16 protein-coding genes, 3 rRNA genes and 1 pseudogene are annotated in these 23,168 nt (G+C 29.5%); 16 read left to right on the top strand and 4 right to left on the bottom strand.

Annotated features, from left to right (window positions below; genetic code table 11):
* The first annotated feature begins 13 nt into the window (after window positions 1–13).
* From ACZ5EC_RS00990 to ACZ5EC_RS00915, 16 genes and pseudogenes are all read left to right on the top strand, one after another.
* Complete coding sequence (locus tag ACZ5EC_RS00990; RefSeq protein WP_464303105.1) at window positions 14–175, top strand: hypothetical protein; 162 nt, start codon at window positions 14–16, stop codon at window positions 173–175.
* A complete protein-coding gene (locus tag ACZ5EC_RS00985) occupies window positions 168–677 on the top strand; it encodes a cysteine peptidase family C39 domain-containing protein (protein WP_464303104.1) in 510 nt (169 codons plus the stop codon). Before ACZ5EC_RS00990 ends, ACZ5EC_RS00985 begins: the two co-directional genes overlap by 8 nt.
* Window positions 678–1,075: 398 nt before the next feature.
* A complete protein-coding gene (locus tag ACZ5EC_RS00980; protein ID WP_464303103.1) occupies window positions 1,076–1,675 on the top strand; it encodes a hypothetical protein in 600 nt (199 codons plus the stop codon).
* Between the two features lie 452 nt (window positions 1,676–2,127).
* Window positions 2,128–2,337 carry a hypothetical protein gene (locus ACZ5EC_RS00975; RefSeq protein ID WP_464303102.1) on the top strand — a complete coding sequence of 70 codons (210 nt, stop codon included), beginning with the start codon at window positions 2,128–2,130 and terminating at the stop codon, window positions 2,335–2,337.
* A 442-nt stretch (window positions 2,338–2,779) separates the two neighbouring features.
* Window positions 2,780–3,304: a DUF6431 domain-containing protein gene (locus ACZ5EC_RS00970; RefSeq protein WP_464303101.1), complete on the top strand. Its 525-nt coding sequence runs from the start codon at window positions 2,780–2,782 to the stop codon at window positions 3,302–3,304.
* Between the two features lie 31 nt (window positions 3,305–3,335).
* A pseudogene (locus ACZ5EC_RS00965) lies at window positions 3,336–3,575 on the top strand (transposase); the annotation flags it as partial.
* A 542-nt stretch (window positions 3,576–4,117) separates the two neighbouring features.
* Window positions 4,118–5,377, top strand: coding sequence for a thiolase C-terminal domain-containing protein (locus tag ACZ5EC_RS00960; protein WP_464303100.1), 1,260 nt, complete (start codon window positions 4,118–4,120; stop codon window positions 5,375–5,377).
* 280 nt (window positions 5,378–5,657) lie between these two features.
* Window positions 5,658–6,563, top strand: coding sequence for an alpha/beta fold hydrolase (locus ACZ5EC_RS00955; protein ID WP_464303099.1), 906 nt, complete (start codon window positions 5,658–5,660; stop codon window positions 6,561–6,563).
* Between the two features lie 330 nt (window positions 6,564–6,893).
* Window positions 6,894–7,691: an SDR family NAD(P)-dependent oxidoreductase gene (locus ACZ5EC_RS00950; RefSeq protein WP_464303098.1), complete on the top strand. Its 798-nt coding sequence runs from the start codon at window positions 6,894–6,896 to the stop codon at window positions 7,689–7,691.
* Between the two features lie 79 nt (window positions 7,692–7,770).
* A complete protein-coding gene (locus ACZ5EC_RS00945; RefSeq protein ID WP_464303097.1) occupies window positions 7,771–8,976 on the top strand; it encodes a TetR/AcrR family transcriptional regulator in 1,206 nt (401 codons plus the stop codon).
* Window positions 8,977–9,028: 52 nt separating this feature from the next.
* A complete protein-coding gene (locus tag ACZ5EC_RS00940) occupies window positions 9,029–10,330 on the top strand; it encodes an acetyl-CoA hydrolase/transferase family protein (protein ID WP_464303096.1) in 1,302 nt (433 codons plus the stop codon).
* A 199-nt stretch (window positions 10,331–10,529) separates the two neighbouring features.
* The gene (locus ACZ5EC_RS00935) at window positions 10,530–11,705 is read left to right on the top strand and encodes an ABC transporter substrate-binding protein (RefSeq protein ID WP_464303095.1); all 1,176 of its coding nucleotides are present in this window, start codon (window positions 10,530–10,532) and stop codon (window positions 11,703–11,705) included.
* Between the two features lie 73 nt (window positions 11,706–11,778).
* Entirely contained in the window at window positions 11,779–12,543 is a 765-nt protein-coding gene (locus ACZ5EC_RS00930) for an ABC transporter ATP-binding protein (RefSeq protein ID WP_464303094.1), read from the top strand.
* On the top strand, window positions 12,540–13,280 hold the full coding sequence (locus ACZ5EC_RS00925; RefSeq protein ID WP_464303093.1) for an ABC transporter ATP-binding protein: 741 nt from the start codon (window positions 12,540–12,542) through the stop codon (window positions 13,278–13,280). The genes ACZ5EC_RS00930 and ACZ5EC_RS00925 overlap by 4 nt, the downstream gene beginning before the upstream one ends.
* A 25-nt stretch (window positions 13,281–13,305) precedes the next feature.
* A complete protein-coding gene (locus ACZ5EC_RS00920; protein WP_464303092.1) occupies window positions 13,306–14,187 on the top strand; it encodes a branched-chain amino acid ABC transporter permease in 882 nt (293 codons plus the stop codon).
* Window positions 14,187–16,007: an alpha/beta fold hydrolase gene (locus tag ACZ5EC_RS00915; RefSeq protein WP_464303091.1), complete on the top strand. Its 1,821-nt coding sequence runs from the start codon at window positions 14,187–14,189 to the stop codon at window positions 16,005–16,007. Before ACZ5EC_RS00920 ends, ACZ5EC_RS00915 begins: the two co-directional genes overlap by 1 nt.
* 537 nt (window positions 16,008–16,544) lie before the next feature.
* Here ACZ5EC_RS00915 and rrf read toward each other — a convergent pair.
* The 4 genes from rrf to ACZ5EC_RS00895 form a co-directional block, all read right to left on the bottom strand.
* Window positions 16,545–16,661: ribosomal RNA gene (gene rrf, locus ACZ5EC_RS00910) — 5S ribosomal RNA — on the bottom strand.
* A 62-nt stretch (window positions 16,662–16,723) separates the two neighbouring features.
* A 23S ribosomal RNA gene (locus ACZ5EC_RS00905) occupies window positions 16,724–19,718 on the bottom strand.
* Window positions 19,719–19,848: 130 nt separating this feature from the next.
* A 16S ribosomal RNA gene (locus tag ACZ5EC_RS00900) occupies window positions 19,849–21,382 on the bottom strand.
* The 16S, 23S and 5S rRNA genes sit together here, the layout of an rRNA operon.
* A 341-nt stretch (window positions 21,383–21,723) precedes the next feature.
* Window positions 21,724–23,025, bottom strand: coding sequence for a hypothetical protein (locus ACZ5EC_RS00895; RefSeq protein WP_464303090.1), 1,302 nt, complete (start codon window positions 23,023–23,025; stop codon window positions 21,724–21,726).
* Between the last annotated feature and the right edge of the window lie 143 nt (window positions 23,026–23,168).

Raw genomic sequence — 23,168 nt, 5'->3', positions numbered from 1 at the left:
CTATCCATACATTATGAAAGAGAACCTATTATTTTTTTCAACATCCTTCCTTTTTTCACAAAATAATCAAAAATTAAGCAAAGGATTAAATGATTTTACCTTGAATCTTGTCAGTTATAATAATCAATTACTTAAAATAATATCAAAAGAAGAAAAAAGATTTTATTATGGATAATAAACAGGGTTTTGATACCTCATGTGGAATTGCAACTGTTGCAACATTTTTAAAATATTTTTATTTTTATAACCTTGATGAAAAAACTCTTATAGATAGATTTTTTAAAAAGTTAAAAGAAAAAAAAGATTTAACTATAAGTTTAGATGATATAAAACATATACTTGGCATTTATGGTTTTAAAGTAAAAGGTTATAAAATAGGTATTGATAAATTAACAAAGATTTCAAAAGAAGATAAATATTTACCAATAATAGTTCTTTTTAAAAAACCAGAAAAACATTTTACATTGTATATTGGTAATTATTATCAATATTATTTTATAGTTGATCCATCAATAGGGGTTTATTTTATTGATGAACAAGAGTTTAAAAAAAGATTCTCATCATATGTACTAATAGCTAAAAGTAAGAAAAGAATAAAGAATATTAATTTGATAGAAACAATAAAAAATAAACTTAGAGAAAAAATTGAATATATGGTTAATTTAAAAGTTAAATAGAGATTGAAATTGCTTTAAAAAACAAAATAAAAATAGAAATAAAAATAAAGATAAAATTAATTATTAAATGAAAATGAGAAATAGATATTCAAAATAAATGAAATTTTTATTAAAAACTAAATTTTAAATATTTTAATTAAATTAAAAGAGGATGTATTTATGTTATTTTTTAAATTTGATTTTGCAAGGGATAATAAATTATGCTAAGAACCCTGCAGGTATGCAAAAGGCAGAATTTATAAAGTTCTGTCAATGTTTTTGCTTCACTATTCCAAACTAGTTAGAAGTTTTTTTAAAAACTTTAAAAAAGAAGTTAAAACACATACCTGTAGGGTAATATAAAGATAATATTATTTATAAAAAATTCAATTTATAAAGAGATAAAATGGAGGTACTATATGAAAAAGTTTACTTATATAATAATCGCCTTAATTTTATTAATTTATTTAACTGCAATAAATGTATTTGCAGGAAATATAAACAAAGCTAAGATAGGACAAAAAATGTTTGCTCAAGCTATAGATAACAAAGAAATTACAATTAGCAATAATGAAGATGATGATTTCAAAGAAATTGATGAAATTATCGGGAATTGTGAAATTTCTGATGAAGAGTTGGCAAAGGTTGTGGGGGAAAGACTTTTTGAATACTTAACTTCTGACAGTGGATACAATCCAGCTAAAAGTTTTAGTATGAGCAAACAAAGTTTGGAAAAATGGGAAAAAATAAGGGATGAAGCATTAAAAAGGGATAGAAAAGAAAAAATAAAAAGTAAGAAAGAAATGGTTGAAGCTGCTGTCACTATGAGTATAACTATTCTTTTTCATGGAACTATTTATACTATTACAGCCATTACAACTGGTGGTACTGTAACAATTGCTGGAATAGCATGTAGTACTGGTAGTGGAATAGTTGAAGGCTATATATTGAATAAACTTCGACAAATTGCAATTAAAAGGATTGAAGAGCATTATAATAAAATATTGAAAAATAATTAATATGAGAAATAACAACTTAATAAAAAAATAAAGGATAATTAAAAATGTCAATTAGAATAGTACTTTCTTTTATATCTACTTTAATATTTTTTATTATTACTATTTTATTTAATTTTATAGAATGGTTATTATTTTTTAGAAAAAAAATTCAAAAAGAAAAAATTAAAAAAAGAAAATATTTAATTAGTATTATAATAATTTATATATTAGGTTCTGTAATTTTTTTCTTAGTTTCTTATTTTATGTTTTTTAATAATTTTAAATAGAATAAAATAGTGTTATTTAATTTTAATTGAATTTTTATTTCTAACAAATACTTAAATAATCTAAAACCTTTTATAAAAAAGAGATAGAGGGTTCACAAAAATTTACCATTTTAGTGAATTCCCTTCTATCTTTTGAAAAATCTATAATTTTAAATTTTAAATAAAAAATAAGAAAAGCAATACTTATTGAATAAAATATTTAACAAAAATATTAAATTAAATATCTATTTTGGTAAAAAAATAAACTTTTATAATTCATTTGATTTAAATAATGTAAATCTAATTTTAGAAAAAATATATGGATCTTTAAATTATTTACCAATAATAGATATTTTGGTTGTTGATAAAATGAATAATGATATATATAAAGATCTGGCTAAATTAATTAAAAATTAATATAATGAATAATTTGTATTGGAATTGAAAAATTTAGAAAATTTATTAATGATACTCTAAAATCTGATATGGATTTTAATACAATGATTAAAAATACTTTTGGTATCGATTATGATATAATATTAAAAAACTGGATTAAAGATTTGAAAAGAAATTATGTAAAATAATTTTTAGAGATTAATTTATATCTACCATTTGATGTAAATTTTGAAAAAATATATAAGATTTAGACCCTGTTCATTATATAAAGATAAAATAATAGCCTAACTTTAAGTATAAGTAACAGTTTGACAGAAGGTGTATTAAATCCTTATTTAGATATTTATTTTAGTTTAAAATTAAAGTGAATTAAATTAAAATATTTTGATTCAATTTCAAAACAAATGGATAAAAAAAATAATTTCTCCCCATACTAAAAAAAATTAGTACAGGGAGAAAAAAAATGATACTAGAAAAAGTTATAGCAGTTTTATTTAAAATTCAAGGATTTTTATTTAAAAATATAAAATTAATTGAAAATAAAATTATTATTGAAGTTAATCATAAAAATAAACCTATTTGTCCAATATGCAGCACAGAATGTAGTATTTATGATTCAAAATATAGAAAAATTAAAATAGGATTTTTATTGGGAAGAATTATTTATTTAAAGTTTAAATTAAGAAGAGTAAATTGTAAAAAATGTAACAAAGTGTTAACAGAAAAACTTGATTTTACTGACTCTAAAAAAACTTATTCAATATATTTAGGGGAAGAAATATTAAGATATAGTAAAAAGTTAGATAATAAATCAATATCACAAATAACAGGTATATCAGAATCAAGTATTTATAGGATTGATAAAAATATGCTAACTAAGAAATTTGAAACACATATTTCTAAATTGCCAGAAGTAAATAAAATGAGTATAGATGAAGTATCATATAAAAGAGGGCATAAATATTTAGTAGTATTTATAGATAACTAAAGGTCAAAAGTTATAAAACAAAGAAGCTTTAAAGATGCTATTAAACTGGTTAAATATGGTATTATCAAGTGAATATAAATATTTAAAAAGGTTTGCAAAAAAGATAGAAAAAAGAATAGATAAATTATTAAATTGGTTTAAATATCCAATATCAAATAGTAAAGCAGAAGGGTTAAATAATGTAATAAAAACATTACTAAAAAGAGGATATGGTTATAAAGATAAGGATTATCTTAAATTAAAAATATTACAAATTGCAGGTGATTTATAATAACTATCCATACATTATGAAAGAGAACCCTTTTTATTTATATACATTATACATTAACTTCATTTTTTAGTTTACTCTTTTTTTACTTTTCATATACATTTTATTTTTTTATAAACTCTAACTTTTAATTTAAAGGTAATATTTTTTTAATTTGAAAACAACCTTATTAATGAGAATTCATTCACTTTTTTCTTTTATATAAAGCTATTATACATGGGAATTCATCCTTTTCAATTTCTTTCATCAGTTTATTTTATTATTTGAATTAGCATTTTATACTTATATTATTAGAAATATTTTCTAATTGTATATTTTTATAGATTATTTTCAATATTTTATTTTATTTTTACTTGACAAACCTTAATTTATAAATAATATTACAGTAATGAGATATGAGTCACTTTTCATCTTTTAGTAATTTAATATAGGAAAGCAAAAGGTAAATGTTTTTATTCATATTGTTTTTCAAAACAATATGATTTTTTACTATTTAAACATACATATTAACAATTTTTTTTTATAAAATAGATGGAGGTAATATAATGAGTAAAGTTAGCATAATTGGTGCTTATAATACAAAATTTGGAAATTTTGTTAAAAAAAACAAAGAAACAGGTGAAATTAAAGATTTAAAAACTTTCTATGAATTATTAATTGAAGCTGGACAGGGAGCTATTAAGGATGCAGGTATTGATCCTGCTGAAATTGATGCTGTATGGTTTGGTTCCTGTTCGCCATCTTTATTTGTAAATCAAGAACACCTTGCACCTCTTGGAATTGAAGTATCACCTGATAAATTAAGATTTAAACCTATGTATCGAGTCGAAGGGGCTTGCGCATCATCTTCTTTAGCAATTTATAATGCTATATATGGAATTGAATCTGGTAGATTTAACAATGTTTTGGTGATTGGTATTGAAAAAATGAATCTACTCTCAACAAAAGATATGATGAAAGCACTAGCAGCTTCATCTTATTGGCCTGAAGAAGGTGGAAAAGGAATGTCTTTCCCTGATTTATTTGCAGTTTATGCTAAAGAATATCAAAAGCATTACAATATTTCAAATGAAGATTTAAGATTAATGTTTGCAACTATTTCTGCATTAAATTATAAAAATGCTTATGAAAACCCATTAGCTCATTTTGGAAAAGGATCTCCAGCTGAAAAATATAATCTTTATACAGCTGATGCTATTTTATCACTTGATGATAAGAAAAACCCAGTAGTGTCAGATCCATTAAGACTGCATGATTGTTCATTGGTAACTGATGGTGCTGCTGCTGTAGTTTTAACAAAAACAGAAAATGCATTGAAACTAAAAGATAAGATTGTTGAAATTGCAGGAATTGGCCATACTGAAGAAAGAATGCCAATAAGTAAAAGAAAAAACATGTATGAATTAGTTGCAGCAAAACAGGCTGTTAAAATTGCATTAAATGAAGCTAATATTTTAATAAATGATGTTGATATTGCTGAAGTTCATGATTGTTTTACAATAAATCAAATTTTATGTACTGAAGCTTTAGGTGTATCTAAAGATGGACATGCTGGATATGATTATATAAATGGCAAATTCTCAGCAGAAGATTCATTTGCTATTAATCTTTCTGGAGGTTTAAAAGCAAAAGGACATCCTGTTGGTGCAACTGGAGCATCAATGCATACATTAATTTATAAACAATTAATTGAAGAATCAATAGGGTTAACTTTAAAAAGTAAAAAACCAGAAATTGGAATTACATTAAATGTTGGGGGATCAGCAGCTACAAATGCAGTTTCAGTTTTAAGGAGGATAAAATAAAAAAAATCATTGATATTTACAATAGAAACAATAAGCAAATAAAAATAAAACAAAAAAATAAAATAAATTTATTAAAATTATAAAAATTAATAAAGTAGATAGTTTAAACAGTATAAACAAAGATAAATAGAATAAACAAAGTTGATTATTTAAATAATATAAACAAAAATAATTAGAACAATAAATAAATTTAATAAATTAAAACAAATAATATAGGAATATAACTAATAAAATGTAAAAGTGAAAAGTGATTCATATAATAAGTTTTAAGGAGGTAAAAGTGGGTCAACAAAATGAAAAAAAAGAAATTATTCCTGACATTACAGGATTTATAGATGTAAGAAATAATACAAGAAAAATTTATTATGAATACTTTGGAAAGAAAAACAAAGAAGTTGTATGCCTTTTAAATGGTCTTGCAATGAGTACTAAATCATATTATTCAGTTTTAGGATATTTAGAAAATGATTTTGATATTTTACTTTATGACTTTTTTGGGCAGGGAAAATCTTCACAGGAAGATGAAGAATACAATATAACTGAATTTGCTCATTTTATTAAAGCAATTATGGATAAATTAAATATAGATAAAATCCATTTAATGGGAATATCATATAGTGTTTTTGTTGCAGTTGAATTTGCAAGATTATATCCTGAAAGGTTACATACATTAATTTTATCAGGTGGGACTGTTAGTTATCACTATACATTTCAAGTTTACCAGGATTTAACCATTAGATTTAATAAAATCAAAGATCCCAAAGTTTTTGAATTATACACTCACTTCTTATATGAGAAACTTTTTGGAGAAACTTTTTACTCTAAAGTATATGGTGAAACAATGGAATCGATGCGTCAAAAATTTTTTGATAGATACAATGGGAAACAATACTGTATAGCTAGATTAACTGAAGCTCAAATACCTTTCTTTGAAGAAATTAAAAGAAATCCAATGCTATATACCTGTATTAAAACTCCTACATTAATTTTAACAGGAACACATGACAGAATTTTATTACCATGGATGCAGGAAAAAATGGCTGAAATTATCCCTGATTCAAAATTGGTTTATCTTCCAGGTAGTGGTCATTTAACTTATTTTGAAAGACCTGACATCTTCTGGCCAAATATGATAAGTTTTATGAAAACTAAATCTACAGATTATAAATTAAGAAATGAGGAATAAATAATAATAACATGATTTAGAAACAATAAAACAAAATGATAAATTAAAGAAATAAATTAAAGAAATAAATTAAAGAAATAAATTAAAGAAATAAATTAAAGAAATAAATTAAAAAAATAAATTAAAAAAATAAATTAAAAAAATAAATTAAAAAAATAAATTGAAATAATAATTAAAAAAATAAATAAAATAAGATATCTTTAAAAATTAAATAAAGAAAATAAACTAATTAATAAAAAAACTAACAAATAAAAATCAACATTATAAAAAATTAAAAAAAATAAATGGTTAAGACAATTAAAATCATTTAGTTAAAAATTGGAGGATATTATGGAAGCTAAAAATAAAACTTTAGTTGTTACAGGTGGAGCAAGTGGAATAGGAAAAGCTGTAGCTTTATATTTTGCTAAATTAGGGTCTAATATTGTTATAGGTGACATCAATCAGGACAACATTAATAGTGTAGTAAATGAAATAAAAAAAATTAATAAAAATGTAATTGGTATTAAAACTGATGTAACTAAAGATGAAGAAGTTTCAAATTTAATGGATAAGGCTATTAATAAATTTGGAACAATTAATTTTGTAGTTCCATGTGCTGGAATTATAAAAGATTCTTTAATGATTAATATAGATAAAGATACAGGAAAAATAAAAAGAGTGATGGATACAAACACTTTCAGAGCTGTAATAGAGGTTAATCTAATAGGTACTTTTATAACATTAAGAGAAGCAGCTAAAAGAATGGTAGATAATAAGTATGACGGTGTGCTTTTTACTATCTCTTCAATAAATAAAGTAGGACAGGTAGGACAGTTAAATTATTCTTCTACTAAAGCTGCAGTTGGCTTGTGGCCAAAAATTTTAGCTGGAGAATTTCAAATGAAAAATATTAAAAATATTAGAGTTGTTGGAATTGCTCCAGGTTATGCTGCTACTCCAATCCTTACAGGGATGAATCAAAAAGCTTTAGATGCAATTATCAAGAATGTGCACATCGGAAGATTAATTGAACCTGAAGAAATTGCAAAACTCATCTCCTTTGTAGTAGAAAATGATGCAATCGATGGTACTACAATTGAGATAACAGGTGGAGTTACATATGGTCCTTACGCTATTGCAAAATAGTAAAAATATTAAAAAAAAATTAAATATATAAATAAATAATGCAAATAAATTAATTAATTAAAATAAATAAGGAAAAATAATGGGTAAAAGTCAGAATACTAAAGAGCTTATTTATACAACTGCAAAAAATATACTTATAGAGAAAGGTTATCATAAAACTTCAGTAAATGATATTTGTAAAAGCAGTAATATATCAAATGGGTTATTTTATAGGTATTTTAAAAATAAGGATGATCTGTATAACTATATTTTAACAAATTTTCATAAAAGTTTTATTAAAGAACTTGAATCAAAACATTATTATAAAAATGATATTATTAAAAATATAAAAATATTTATAACCACAATTTATGAATACCTGGTTAATAATCCTGACAAATTTACCCTATTCCACCAAATTGAATTTACAAAAACAGATATATCTAAAAAATTTTATGAAGATATCCTATTATTTCTTAAAAATAGAGTATTAATGTCTGAAATTAATTACCTTTTATTAACTTCTCTATTTATTTTTACCTTTGGAGCTATATACTTCTACTTAACTTTTAAGATTATATATAAAAAAGAAGAAGTTCCAAAAACAATTCCAGAAGATATTATAAATGTCATTTGTAATGGTATAGCAATAAAGGATAATTATTATATTCCAGATGAATTACTATTTAATATCTCACTATTTGATTGGGTAGATAGTAATAAAACAAAAGATAAAATTCTTTATGAAGCTCAAAAACAATTCGGAAATAAAGGATTTTTTAAAACTAAAATTTCTGAAATTACTTCCTCTTTAAACATTTCTCAAGGGGCGTTTTATGTCCACTTTAAATCAAAAGAAGAAGCTGCAATTGAGATTATAGAACTTACAAACAAAGGTTTAAAAAAAGCTGTTAAAATCTACACCATATATGTAAATGATAGAGCAATCAAAGAAGTATATGGTTTAAAAGCTTTTCTTGATTTTTTCAAAAGGCATAAAGAAACTTATGAACTTGTAAGAGAAATGGAATATATTAATTCTCAGGCTACTATAGATTATTATGAATCTATTCTTAATGGATATCTTAAATCTTTTAAAGATGAAAAAAGTAAAGAACAAATAATCAAATCTGATTACGAGACTCTCTCTCTTTCTCTAATGGGTATAAACCATTTTTTAGGATTATATCTGATTGTATGGAATATGTTTGATAAAAAAAATTTTAATATTGCCTGGAAAGAAGTCAGTAAATTCATACTTTATGGATTAAAACATTTTAAATACACTTTAAAACACAAAATATAAAGAATATAAACTTATAGCATAAAAACCAAATACTATAAGTAAGGGGATGAATATGAACTTTAAAAAAATATATAATTCAAAAAAAATTAGTTTAGATGAGGCATTATCTTTAATAAAATCTAATTATGTTGTTGTAACGGGGTTAGCTCAATCTGAATCAAAAGGGTTAATGAAGAATTTACATAAAATTAAAGATAAAGTCTCAAATGTTAAAGTTTACACAGCATTAAATATGGAAGATTATGACTGGTATTCCTCTCCAGAAATGGAAAAATCCTTTTTAAACCATTCATGGTTTTACAATGCTTCCCAAAGAAACCTTATAAAAAAAGGGTTAAATACTATTACTTTTATTCCTAATAATTTACACATGGCAGGTACTGACCTTCTCCATGCTTATCATGTTAACATTTTCTGGGGAGTTGCAACTCCAATGGATAAAAATGGTTATTTATCTTTATCTTTGTCAGTTACATATGAAAAGGATTTACTTGAAAATGCAGACATTGTTGTACTGGAGATTAATGATAAAACACCTTTTACATATGGTGATACAATTATTCATATCTCAGATATAGATTATCTATATGAATATTCTTATGATGTTCCAACTTTACCTATAGTTCCTCCATCTGAAACTGACAAGAAAATTGCTGAATTAATTTCTGAAGAAATTGAAGATGGATCAACTTTACAAATAGGTATTGGTGGAATACCAAATGCAGTTGCAACACTTTTAGAACATAAAAAAGATCTTGGTATACACACTGAAATGTTTACTGAAGGGATGATGGAGTTGTACAATAAAGGGGTAATTACAAATAAAAAGAAAACTTTTTATAAAGGTAAATTTGTATGTACATTTGCTTTAGGTTCTCAAAAATTATATGATTTTTTAGATCATAATCCAGGTGTTGAATTTATTAGAGGAAGTCTGGTTAATGATCCATATTTTATTTCAAAAAATGATAATTTTATAAGTATTAATACTGCTTTGGCAGTTGACCTTTTTGGAAATGTTTGCTCTGAATCATTTGGGCCAATCCATTACAGTGGGACAGGTGGTCAACTTGATACTCATCGAGGTGCTATAATGTCCAAAGGGGGAAAGGGGTTTATAGCTTTACATTCAACTGTAAAGAACAATACAATATCAACAATTGTACCACTACATAAACAAGGTGCATCTTATACTGTACCCAGACAGGATGTAGATAATGTAGTTACTGAATTTGGTATTGCAAAATTAAGAGGTAAATCTGTTAAAGATAGAGCTAAAGAAATTATTGCAATTGCACATCCTGATTTCAGAAAAGAACTTGAAGATGAAGCTAAAAAGCTAGGAATACTTTGATTGTTTATTAAAAATTCTAATTTAAAAATATTAATAAAATAAAAGTAATCAAAGAAAACAAATAGAAAAATTGTAAAAATAAAAACAGAGATATCATTATAATTAAATGAGAATAAAATAATTAAACAAAAATAAATAAATAAATAAGGCTTAAAAAATATTTTAAAATATTTTAATAAATAAAAAGTGGAGGTTTTTTATGAGATTTGCAAAAAAAATTATGTTAGTGGCTATACTTATTTTAGCCATAGTCTTTTCTCTTTTTGCTCAATCCAGTACTCCTGGAGTAACTGACAAAGAAATTAAAATAGGTACATTTGCAGCTTTATCAGGACCATTAGCAATTGTTGGAGTTCCTTTTGTAAAAGGGATGAAAGCTTACTACAATTGGATTAATGCTAATGGAGGAGTTTTTGGCAGAAAAATTAATCTTATAGTTGAAGATGATCAATTCAACCCTGCAAAATCTTTATTAGCTGTAAAAAAACTTGTAGAACAGGATAAAGTTTTTGCTATAGTTGGTGCTTTAGGAACACCTGGTTGTCTTGCAGTTTTACCTTATCTTGTTGAGAATAATGTTCCTTTTATTTATCAGGGAAGTGGTTCTTCAAAATTTGCTTTTCCACCTAAAAAATATGTATTTTCAGTTCAACCTAATTATATTACTGAAGGGAAAATACATGCTGTTTATGCTGCAACTGTTTTAAAAGGAAAAAAAGTTTATGATTTATATACTGATGATGAAGGTGGAAAAGAAGAATTTGCAAGCTTTTCTGAAAAAGCTAAAGAATTGGGTTTAGCTGTAAAAGGTTCTTCATTTAAAAAAGGTGAACTCGACTTTTCAACTTATATGTTAAAAATTAGAAGTTATAGACCTGATATTATAGTAATTCATTCTATTTCTGTAGTTGATACTGCTAATATTTTAAAAAAGATAAAAGAATATGGGATTAAAGCAAAATTAATAACTACTTATCCAAATGCTGATCCTGTTCTTGTTAAATTAGCAGGCGATCCTTCTATAGTTGAAGGTCTATATGTAACTGGTTGGGTACCTGTTATGAGTACTTCAGATCCAGACTTTAAAAAATATATGGAAATTTATAAAGCAAGTTACGATGATACACCTAATGCTTTTACTTCTGCAGGATTTATTGCAGCAGAAGTTTTTGTTGCCGGTTTACAAAGGCTTGGAAAAAATTTAACAAGAGAAACACTTGTTAATGCACTGGAAACTTTAAGAGGATGGGATGGAATACTTGCTAAAAAAATTGAATATGGCCCAAATTTAAGAGTAGGTAAAACCAGTATGTATTTTTTACAATTTCAAAATGGTCAATTGAAAACAGTATCTGACTGGGTTAAAGGTGATTAATTTATATTATAAATTTAATACTGCTACCTGTACTTTTTCAGGTAGCAGTATCTTTTAAATTAAGGGGATTTTTATGTCTGATCTTGTTATAAAAGATATTACTGTTAATTTTGGTGGATTAAAAGCAGTTGATAATCTATCCTTTACTGTAAAAGAAAATACTATTCATTCTTTAATAGGACCTAATGGAGCCGGGAAATCTACAACATTAAATGTTATCTCCCGTCTAATTGAACCTCAAAATGGAGAAATTATATTTGACAACAAAAATTTATTACAAATTCCAACTTATAAAATACTTGATATAGGAATTTCGAGAAGTTTTCAAAATCTAGAATTATTTTCTTATCTGACATTAAAAGAAAATATTATAATTGGATTAAATAAAATAACAAATTACAATATTATTGATTCATTTTTACATTCTAGAAAATACAAAAAAATTGAGAAAGATATTTATGATAAAGCTTTTTATTATATGAAGCTTTTTAATATGCACATTTATGAAGATGTTATAGTCAAGTTTCTTCCATATGGTATTCAGAAAAAAATTGATATTGTTAGAGCGTTAGTTTCAGAGCCTAAAATTTTACTTCTTGATGAACCTGCATCAGGGTTAAATATGAAAGAAAGTGAAGAGTTAGCTCAAACTATTAAAAAAATAAATAAAGAACATAATATTACTATTTTATTAGTAGAACATGATATGTCCGTTGTTATGAATGTTTCAGATTACATTACTGTTATGAATTTTGGAGAAAAAATAGCTGAAGGTAAACCAGAAAAGGTTAAAGCAAATCCTGAAGTTATTAAAGCTTATCTTGGAGAAAATGTATGAATAATTTTTCAAAGAAAAACATATTAGAAATTAATAAGTTAAAGGTTTCTTACGGACCTGTCCAAGTATTATTTGGAATTAATATTAAAATACCTGAAAAATCTATTGTAAGTATTATTGGTTCAAATGGAGCAGGAAAAACAACAACATTAAAATCTATTTCAGGATTAATTCATTCAAAAACTGGCCAGATAAATTTTAAAAATGAGAATATTATAAATTTAAAACCACACCAGATTGTAAATAGAAAAATAGTATTATGTCCAGAAGGAAGGATGATCTTTAACCATCTTTCAGTTAAAGAAAATCTTTTAATAGGTGGTTATTCTAATAAATCTATATTAAACAATAAAAATAAATTAAAATCAAAATTTGAATATATATTTAGCCTTTTTCCAAGACTTGAGGAAAGGCAAAACCAGATAGCTGGTACTTTATCAGGTGGTGAACAACAGATGTTAGCTGTTGGAAGAGCTTTAATGGCTGACCCTGAATTGCTTATGTTAGATGAACCGTCTTTAGGTTTAGCTCCAAATCTTGTTCAACAACTCTTCAAAACTATTCAAACTATCAATCAATCAGGTATAACAATATTACTTGTTGAACAGAATGTATATCAAGCATTAAAAATTTCAGATTATGCTTATATTTTATCAAATGGGATGATTAATATCGAAGGTTTATCATCCACATTAATTAATAATAAAGAAATACAAGAAAAATATTTTGGTCATTGATTCTAATACTTTAAAGAGGGTAATTATGTTTTTAATTGATATAACACAACAAATAATTAGTGGAATTGAAACAGGAAGTATTTATGCTTTATTTGCAATTGGTCTTGTTTTAATTTTTAAAACTTCAAAAATTATTAATTTTGCTCAGGGACATATGGCAATGATCTCAACATACATTGCTTTTACTTTCATGACAATTATTGGATTTAGTTATTGGATAGCTTTTGTAATTACTTTAATTTTTGCTGCTGTATTCGGATTAATAACTGAAAGATATCTTTTAAGACCAATAAAAGACCAATCAGAAGGAGCAATGTTAATTATTACATTAGGGCTTTTAATGATTTTAGAAGGTGTAGCTATGTTGATCTGGGGAAATGATATAAAACCTTTTCCTTCCCCTATTTCTTCTTCTCCTATAATACTTGGATATTTTATAATAACTAAACAAGGGTTGTTTATATTTACCATCACTCTTATTATTATTTTTTCAATTTACATCTTTTTAAACAAATCTATACATGGAATTTCTCTAAAAGCTGTTTCAGAAAATGACAAAACTGCTTCTTTAATGGGTGTTAATGTTGGAATCGTAATTGGACTAACATGGGCAGTTGCAACATCTCTTGGAGCTATTTCTGGTATGCTTACTGCACCATCAACTTACCTATTTCCTTCTATGATGCTTGAAGTTCAAATTAAAAGTTTTACAGCAGCAGTACTGGGAGGATTTGATAGTTTAATTGGAGCCTTAGTAGGTGGCATCCTTGTAGGAATATTTGAAAACTTTATAGGATTTTATATCTCAACTTCTTATAAAACAGTTTTTTCTTTACTACTGATTATAATAATCTTAATTTTTAAACCATCGGGATTATTTGGAAAAAAGGAAATAAGGAAAATATAATGGAAAAGACAATAAAATACAACAATAATAAGATAATAAATAAAAATTTTATTAATAGATCTATATTTTTTGCTATTTTGTTAATTACCCCTTTTACTTTAGTTAACACAAAATTTATAATAGTATTATTAATATTAACTTTTATTTATGCTATTGCAGCAATAGGTTTAAATATATTAATGGGTTTTGCTGGACAAATCTCAATTGGGCATGCTGCTTTTATGGCAATTGGTGCATATTCTTCTGCTTTATTAACTTACCATCTAAAAATCGGATTTATTCCTGCATTTTTAATTTCAGGATTTATTGCTGGGATTTTTGGTTTAGTTTTAGGTTTGCCTGCATTAAGATTAAAAGGATTTTATCTTGCAATTACTACTATGGGTTTTGGTATTGCAACAACTCAAATTTTATCATCCTGGGAATCTTTAACTAAAGGACATTCCGGTTTAACTCAGGATATCATTCAAGGTTTTGATCTATTTGGGTATAAAGTTGAAGGTGACATCGCTAACTACCTTGTTGTGATTATTATCTTTTTTATAATATATTTAATTTCAAAAAATTTAGAAAATTCTAAATATGGTAGAAATTTTAAAGCTTTAAGAGATTCTGAAATTGCAGCATTAACCTCTGGGATTAATACAACTTATTATAAATTACTTGCATTTATTATTTCTTCAGTATTTGCAGGATTTGCAGGTAGTTTATATGCTCATGTTTTAAGATATTTGAATCCAATTAATTTTGATCTGGATTTATCTTTAAACCTTTTAGCTATGATAATTATAGGTGGTATAGCAAATATAGAAGGTTCTATATTAGGAGCATTTTTTTTAACTATTTTATCCCAAATGTTTACAAGAATGAATTTTCCACCTTCAATATTAAATGGGACTGCTATAATTATTGTAATGTTATTTTTACCTCAAGGATTAATCTCATTATATTATAAATACAAAATAAAAATAAACAAAGAATCAAATAAAGAAATTATACCAAAATTAAAAAACGGAATAGAAAATTTTGTAAAAATTGATAATTTGAATATTCATTATTTAAAAAAAGGAAATGGACCTCAAAATATTTTTTTTATTCATGGAAATACAGGTTCTGCAAGATGGTGGATAAAATTACTAAACAGATTAGACAATTCTAAATACACTTTATGGGCGATTACTTTACCTGGTTTTGGTGATTCAGGTAGGCTTAACTTAAAGCCTGAACAAATTACAATTGATGTTTATTCAGATTATGTTTATAAATTTATAAAACATTTTAATTTAAATAATATAGTTTTACTAGGACATTCTTTAGGAGGAGTTATTTCACAATTATTTCTTTTAAAACATACTTCTTTAGTATCAAAATTAGTTTTAGTAGATTCAGGACCTCCTGAAGGTATTAAAACTCCTGATAGTTTTTTACCTTCAGTAAAATCACTAATAAACAATAGATCTTTAATGAAAAGATCAATGAAAACTTCAATTTTAAAATATAATAATCAAAAATTTTTGAACTTTGCTGTATCTGAAGCTCTTAAAATGCAAGATATTTTATTTACAGGAAATGTTTTTGCATTAAATAAATTTAATCTTAAAGAGTTTATTAAAATTAACAATATAGATATTTCTAAAATTAATGTCCCAATTTTATCAATTAAAGGGAAATATGATATTGTAATCAATGATGAAATGTTTCAATCAATAAATAATTTTTATGATAATGTTGTTTCAATTATTTTTGATATTTCCAGTCATTCACCATTTATTGAAGAAACTAATATTTTTAAAAATATTTTAGAAAAATTTATTGGATGATTTTATAAATTTATATATTTTAATATTTTTTTTCTATTTACTTTATTCTTTTGAAAATTTTTCTCATTTTTAAGTATTATTATTAATAGTAATTTAACAATATTTTTAAATTTTATATTTTAACTATACTAAATTTTTTCTTTATTACAAAATCTCTACTTTTTTTTATATTTTTTAGTTATAAACTTTCATTTTTAAATTTGTTTTTTTTGGAATTTTTACAAATATCCGACAATATTTTTTTTATTTTTTTCTTTTAATTATATTCTTCAATTTTTATTTTTTAATTTTTAATCATATTACTTACAATATATTTTTGATTTTTTTTATATCTAAATATTTATATGATTTTATCTATGAGATTATTATATAATTTTTTAATTATTTTAAATATATAATTATTTAAGACATTGAAAATAATATTTTTTACACAAAAATTTTTATTATTTTAATTTTGAAATAAATTTTTATATTTATTTTTCTTTTAAATTTATATAAATTTATTAATGATATAAAATAAAAACAATTATAAAAAAAGCCTGGCGACGACCTACTTTTCCACAGAGTTTCCCCTGCAGTATCATCGGCGAAGGAGTGCTTAACTTCTGAGTTCGGTATGGGATCAGGTGTTACCACTCCTCTATGGTCACCAGGCATTTAATATATACAGTTAAGAGTGTATGATGTGGTATCAATAAAATAGGATAGTAGAAGAAAGGGGCAAGTCAAACGGTTTATTAGTACTGGTCTGCTAAACATGTTACCATGCTTACACATCCAGCCTATCAACCAGGTAGTCTACCTGGAACCTTCAGGGATACCTAATCTTGGGGTAGGCTTCCCGCTTAGATGCTTTCAGCGGTTATCCCTTCCGCACATAGCTACCCGGCTATGCCGTTGGCACGACAACCGGTGCACCAGAGGTGCGTCCAATCCGGTCCTCTCGTACTAGGATCAGATCCCCTCAAGTATCCCACGCCCACGGCAGATAGGGACCGAACTGTCTCACGACGTTCTGAACCCAGCTCACGTAACTCTTTAATCGGCGAACAGCCGAACCCTTGGGACCTGCTCCAGCCCCAGGATGAGTTGAGCCGACATCGAGGTGCCAAACACCGCCGTCGATGTGAACTCTTGGGCGGTATCAGCCTGTTATCCCCGGAGTACCTTTTATCCGTTGAGCGATGGCTTTTCCACTCAAAACCACCGGATCACTAAGACCTACTTTCGTACCTGCTCGAAACGTCTCTCTCGCAGTTAAGCTCCCTTTTGCCTTTGCACTCTAAAAGCTGATTTCTATACAGCCTGAGGGAACCTTTGTACACCTCCGTTACTCTTTGGGAGGTCACCACCCCAGTGAAACTGCCCGCCTGACAATGTCCGTAGATATCCACTACCTCCGTTAGAGATCCAGTATGATAAGGGTGGTATTTCAAGGACGGCTCCTCCGAGACTGGCGCCCCAGATTCTCTGCCTCCCACCTATCCTACACATACCATACCAAATCCCAATGCCAGGTTACAGTAAAGGTTCACGGGGTCTTTCCGTCTAACCGCGGGTAATCGGTATTTTCACCGATACTCCAATTTCACCGAGCTCCCTGTTGAGACAGCGCCCCAGTCGTTATACCATTCATGCAGGTCGGAACTTACCCGACAAGGAATTTCGCTACCTTAGGACTGTTATAGTTACAGCCGCCGTTTACCGGGGCTTCGGTCAAGAGCTTCTTATCCTTAATGGATAATAACCCCCTCCCTTAACCTTCCGGCACCGGGCAGGTCTCAGTCCCTATACTTCGTCTTGCGACTTAGCAGAGACCTGTGTTTTTGGTAAACAGTCGCCAGGGCCTCTCTTCTGCCACCCCTTTCTGCTTCCAGGTAAATCCCTTCCACATACTCAGGGCCACCCTTCTCGCTAACTTACAGGTGCATTTTGCCGAGTTCCTTAACAGGGATTCTCTCGTGCGCCTTTGGATACTCACCTCGCCTACCTGTGTCGGTTTGCGGTACGGTTGCTTAATAAGCTCCTTTAGCAGCTATTTCTCGGCAGTCAGGCTCTTCCTGATCCCAGATGCCGTAACACCTGGTCTTCGTCCCCCATCAGGTACTTAATATGAAAGGATTTGCCTCTCACTTCCCCTACAGGGTTGAACGTACAACCATCAGTACGCTAGGATTCACCCCCTGCGTCACCACTTCAGTCAAACGCTTATTAAACAGTACTGGAATATTAACCAGTTGCCCATCAGCTACGCCTTTCGGCCTCACCTTAGGAACCGACTAACCCTGGGAAGATTTGCTTTACCCAGGAAACCTTAGGCTTACAGCGAGCAGATTTCTCATCCGCTTTATCGCTACTCATGCCGGCATCCTCTCTTCAGTTGCCTCCAGTAAGCTTTACAACTTACCTTCTTCGGCTTCCCGAATGCTCCCCTACCCAGTATAGTATATCCAGATACTATACTGCCGTGCCTTCGGTTATTGGCTTAAGACCCGTTACATCTTCGGCGCATCATTGCTCGACCAGTGAGCTATTACGCACTCTTTCAAGGATTGCTGCCTCTAAGCCAACCTCCTGGCTGTCTTGGCAATAATACATCCTTTCCCACTTAGCCAATAATTCGAGACCTTAGACAACGGTCTGGGCTCTTTCCCTCTCGACCACGAAGCTTATCCCCCGCAGTCTCACTCCTATGAAATACTGTATAGGCATTCGAAGTTTGGTTGGGTTTGGTACAGATCTCTCCGCCCTAGCCCATTCAGCGCTCTACAACCTATATAGCTCCATAAGGCTGCTCCTAAAAGCATTTCGGGGAGAACCAGCTATCGCCAGGTTTGTTTGGCCTTTCACCCCTATCCACAGCTCATCCGATACGTTTTTAACCGTAACCGGTTCGGACCTCCAGTGAGTTCTACCTCACCTTCATCCTGGCCATGGATAGATCACCTGGCTTCGGGTCTACTCCATCGTACTTAACGCCCTATTAAGACTCGGTTTCCCTTCGGCTTCAGGGCTACTACCCCTTAACCTCGCACAATAGAGTAACTCACCGGCTCATTATGCAAAAGGCACGCAGTCACCTAAATAAATTTAGGCTCCTACAGCTTGTAGGTCAATAGTTTCAGGTTCTATTTCACTACCCTCACGGGGTGCTTTTCACCTTTCCCTCACGGTACTGCTCCACTATCGGTGGCCAGTTTATATTTAGCCTTGGATGGTGGTCCACCCTGCTTCCCACAGAATTCCACGTGCTCCGTGGTACTCAGCATCTACCCCATAATATCTACCATATATTTCGGGTACGGGACTTTCACCCCCTTCGGTTTAGCTTCCCAGCTAATTCCCCTATATATGATAAATATTACCCGGAATCCTGTAATCCCAGATGGATAAATGCTACAACCCCCATATCACAACGGTACAGGCCTTTAACATGATATGGGTTTGGGCTGCTCCCCTTTCGCTCACCACTACTTAGGGAATCTCTTTTCGATTTCTTCTCCTCGGGTTACTTAGATGTTTCAATTCACCCGGTATCGCCTCTCGCTTACGCAAGATACCATACGCCTTTTCAGCATACGGTGGGTTGCCCCATTCGGATATCCCCGGATCATAGCTCGCTTGCAGCTAACCGAGGCTTTTCGCAGCTTGCCACGTCCTTCTTCGCTTCTGGCCCCTAGGCATCCACTATTGACCCTTATTCCCTTGCCCCTTCCTCCTACTTCCTTACCTTCTCATACACTCTTAACTATATATACTAATTTCAATGAGCTATTTCTATAATAAAAATAGAAATTCTCTAAAATTTTGTAGAGTAGGCGGTTTGCTTTTCTCCTTAAAGAAAGGAGGTGATCCAGCCGCACCTTCCGGTACGGCTACCTTGTTACGACTTCACCCCCCTCACTGGCCCTACCTTAGACACCTGCCTCCATTACTGGTTGGCTCCAGCATCTTCGGGTAAAACCAATTCGGGTGGTGTGACGGGCGGTGTGTACAAGGCCGGGGAACGTATTCACCGCAGCATTGCTGATCTGCGATTACTAGCGATTCCACCTTCATGCAGTCGAGTTGCAGACTGCAATCCGAACTTAAGGACGCCTTTCTGAGATTCGCTACACCTCGCGGCTTCGCTACCCTCTGTAACGCCCATTGTAGCACGTGTGTAGCCCAGGACATAAGGGCCATGATGACTTGACGTCATCCCCACCTTCCTCCGGTTTGTCACCGGCAGTCTCCTTAGAGTGCCCAGCTTAACCTGATGGCAACTAAGAATAAGGGTTGCGCTCGTTGCGGGACTTAACCCAACATCTCACGACACGAGCTGACGACAGCCATGCAGCACCTGTGTGCCACCCCCGAAAGGCATTAGGATTTCTCCTAACTGTAAGGCACATGTCAAGCCCTGGTAAGGTTCTTCGCGTATCATCGAATTAAACCACATGCTCCACCGCTTGTGCCGGCCCCCGTCAATTCCTTTGAGTTTCACCCTTGCGGGCATACTCCCCAGGCGGTATGCTTAACGCGTTGGCTGCGTCACAAAAACCTCTCGGGTCCCTATGACTAGCATACATCGTTTACAGCTAGGACTACCGGGGTATCTAATCCCGTTCGCTCCCCTAGCTTTCGCCTCTCAGCGTCAGTATCAGGCCAGGTGATTGCCTTCGCCGTCGGTATTCTTCCCGATATCTACAGATTTCACCCCTACACCGGGAATTCCATCACCCCCTCCCGTACTCTAGCTCTACAGTATCAGCCGCAACTCTGACGTTGAGCATCAGTCTTTTACAGCTGACTTGTAAAGCCGCCTACAGGCCCTTTACGCCCAGTGATTCCGAGTAACGTTCGCCCCCTACGTATTACCGCGGCTGCTGGCACGTAGTTAGCCGGGACTTATTCGCCAGGTACCGTCATCTCTTAAAGATTATTCGCCCCTGGCAAAAACGGTTTACAACCCATAGGGCCTTCATCCCGTACGCAGTGTCGCTCCGTCAGGGTCTCCCCCATTGCGGAAGATTCTTAGCTGCTGCCTCCCGTAGGAGTCTGGGCCGTATCTCAGTCCCAGTGTGGCCGATCACCCTCTCAGGCCGGCTACCCGTCTTAGCCTTGGTGAGCCTTTACCTCACCAACTAGCTGATAGGACGCAAGTCCATCCTAAGACACCAATAATGGCTTTCCTCTCTCGAGATTATGGAGTATTACCCTGTGTTTCCACAGGCTATCCCCCTCCTTAGGGTAGGTCCTTACGCGTTACTCACCAGTCCGCTACTCGCCAGCTAGATATACCCCGAAAGATATATCTACTGCTGCCGTACAACTTGCATGCTTAAAACGCACTGCCAACGTTCACTCTGAGCCAGGATCAAACCCTCCATTCACTTCTATCTCGTTTGATCGTTTAATTAACTCTCTGAACGCCTACTCTACAAAATTTCAAAGAACTTCTTCCCTTCGCGTGAAGAAATTTAATATATTAAAATTCTTTGTCAACATTTTTTTGAAATAAATTAAAAATTTATTTTTGTGCAGAACAATAAAATATTTAATAAAAAAAAGCTATTAAAAATTTGATCTTCCTAATATAATTAGGGTTATTTAAAAAATCAATTTTTATAATAAAAGATACATTTTTATGATAAAATATTTTTTTATAAAATATTACTAAAATTCTACAATTATTTTTTACTAATAATATTTTTTTTAATAAAATTAACCCTTTTTACTGTAACTTAAATATTAAAGAATTATGTCTTTTTAATACTTCATCAAATTCTTCAAATCCTGGAATTTCTGAAACTTTTTCAAAAATCAACTCTTCTAATTCATCTAAAGTACCCATAAAATAAACAAAATATTGAGCTTCTTCAGAAGTAGCAGAAATTGTTTTTATACTTTTAAATTTTTTTAACCCTTTAATGGCTTTTTCAAATTTAATTCTTAAACTTGTACTTCCAGGATTTAATAATACTATTTTGTACCTTATCCCATTTTCAAAAGCTATTATCATCTTATTAGTAGCCAAATCTAAAGCTTTTTTCATTCCTTTATTAATTGCATCATCCATAGCTGCTCTAATCGCTATATCCATTGATGATTGTGAACCATATTCATCAGAAACACCTATTGCTTCTCCTAAACCTCTTCCTGTAGCTGATTCAAAAATTTTTAAAATCACATTAACTTGAGCAAAATAAGTATCATTTTGTTGTCTTGAATTTATGTGTGCGTCAACAGAAACATATATATCAGATCCTAATCTATCAGCGATAAGTTGTATCTCAGAAGAACCTCCAGCTTCTGCTAATCTCAAAATCTCCTGGTCATTTTTTAGTTTAATAATTTGTTCTTGTTCAACATATTCAATACCTCTTTCACTTAAATATGAATTAACTCTGGAAACTGCATATTTAATATACTCTTTATCTATTGAAATATTTTTCTCATCGAAATAAACCATATATACCAATTGTTTGATATATTGTAATAAAACATTTTTTTCATCTGGATTTAATTTGCTTAAAATATTTTTAGCTTCATTTACATAATTTTCATTATAAATTTCATTTTCATCTTTTTTTTGAGTTACTTTTTCCTCTTTTTTTTCTTTTATGATTTTTAATTGAATTAACTGTATATTTATCTTTTCAAGATCAACAATAACTTTAATTTCTAAGTTTATCATCCCTTGATTTTCATACTTATCTAAAATTTCATACTCTTTTATATAATATGATGAATTATTTATAATAGAATCATTTATAACATTGATATTTTCATTATAAGAATCTTTATCAATTAGAGATTTAATTGTTTGTTCCACAGCTAAAATAAAAGCAGCATTTTTTGCTTTATTAATATCATAATTTGTACTTAAAATTATAAAAGTTGAACCTTCATTTTTCTCAATAGTTGCTTTAGGTTCATTTATAACAACATTAGATTGATTACTAAAACAAGAAAATAAAAAAACATTAAAAAAAATAATTAACAAAACAACACAAAATTTTTTAAAAGACATCATATCCTACCCCTTTTATACTTTTTTAAATCTTACATAAATTAAGAAAACTTATAATACTTATATGTTGTTAAAATAAATAATATTTGAAAACTAAAAATACAATATTTAAAAAAAATTAAACAAAAATTGTAAATAAAAGTAAT

The organism is Exilispira thermophila (assembly GCF_055389015.1).
The sequence above is the reverse complement of the archived record's forward strand: the minus strand, read 5'-3'. Positions and strand labels throughout refer to the sequence as shown.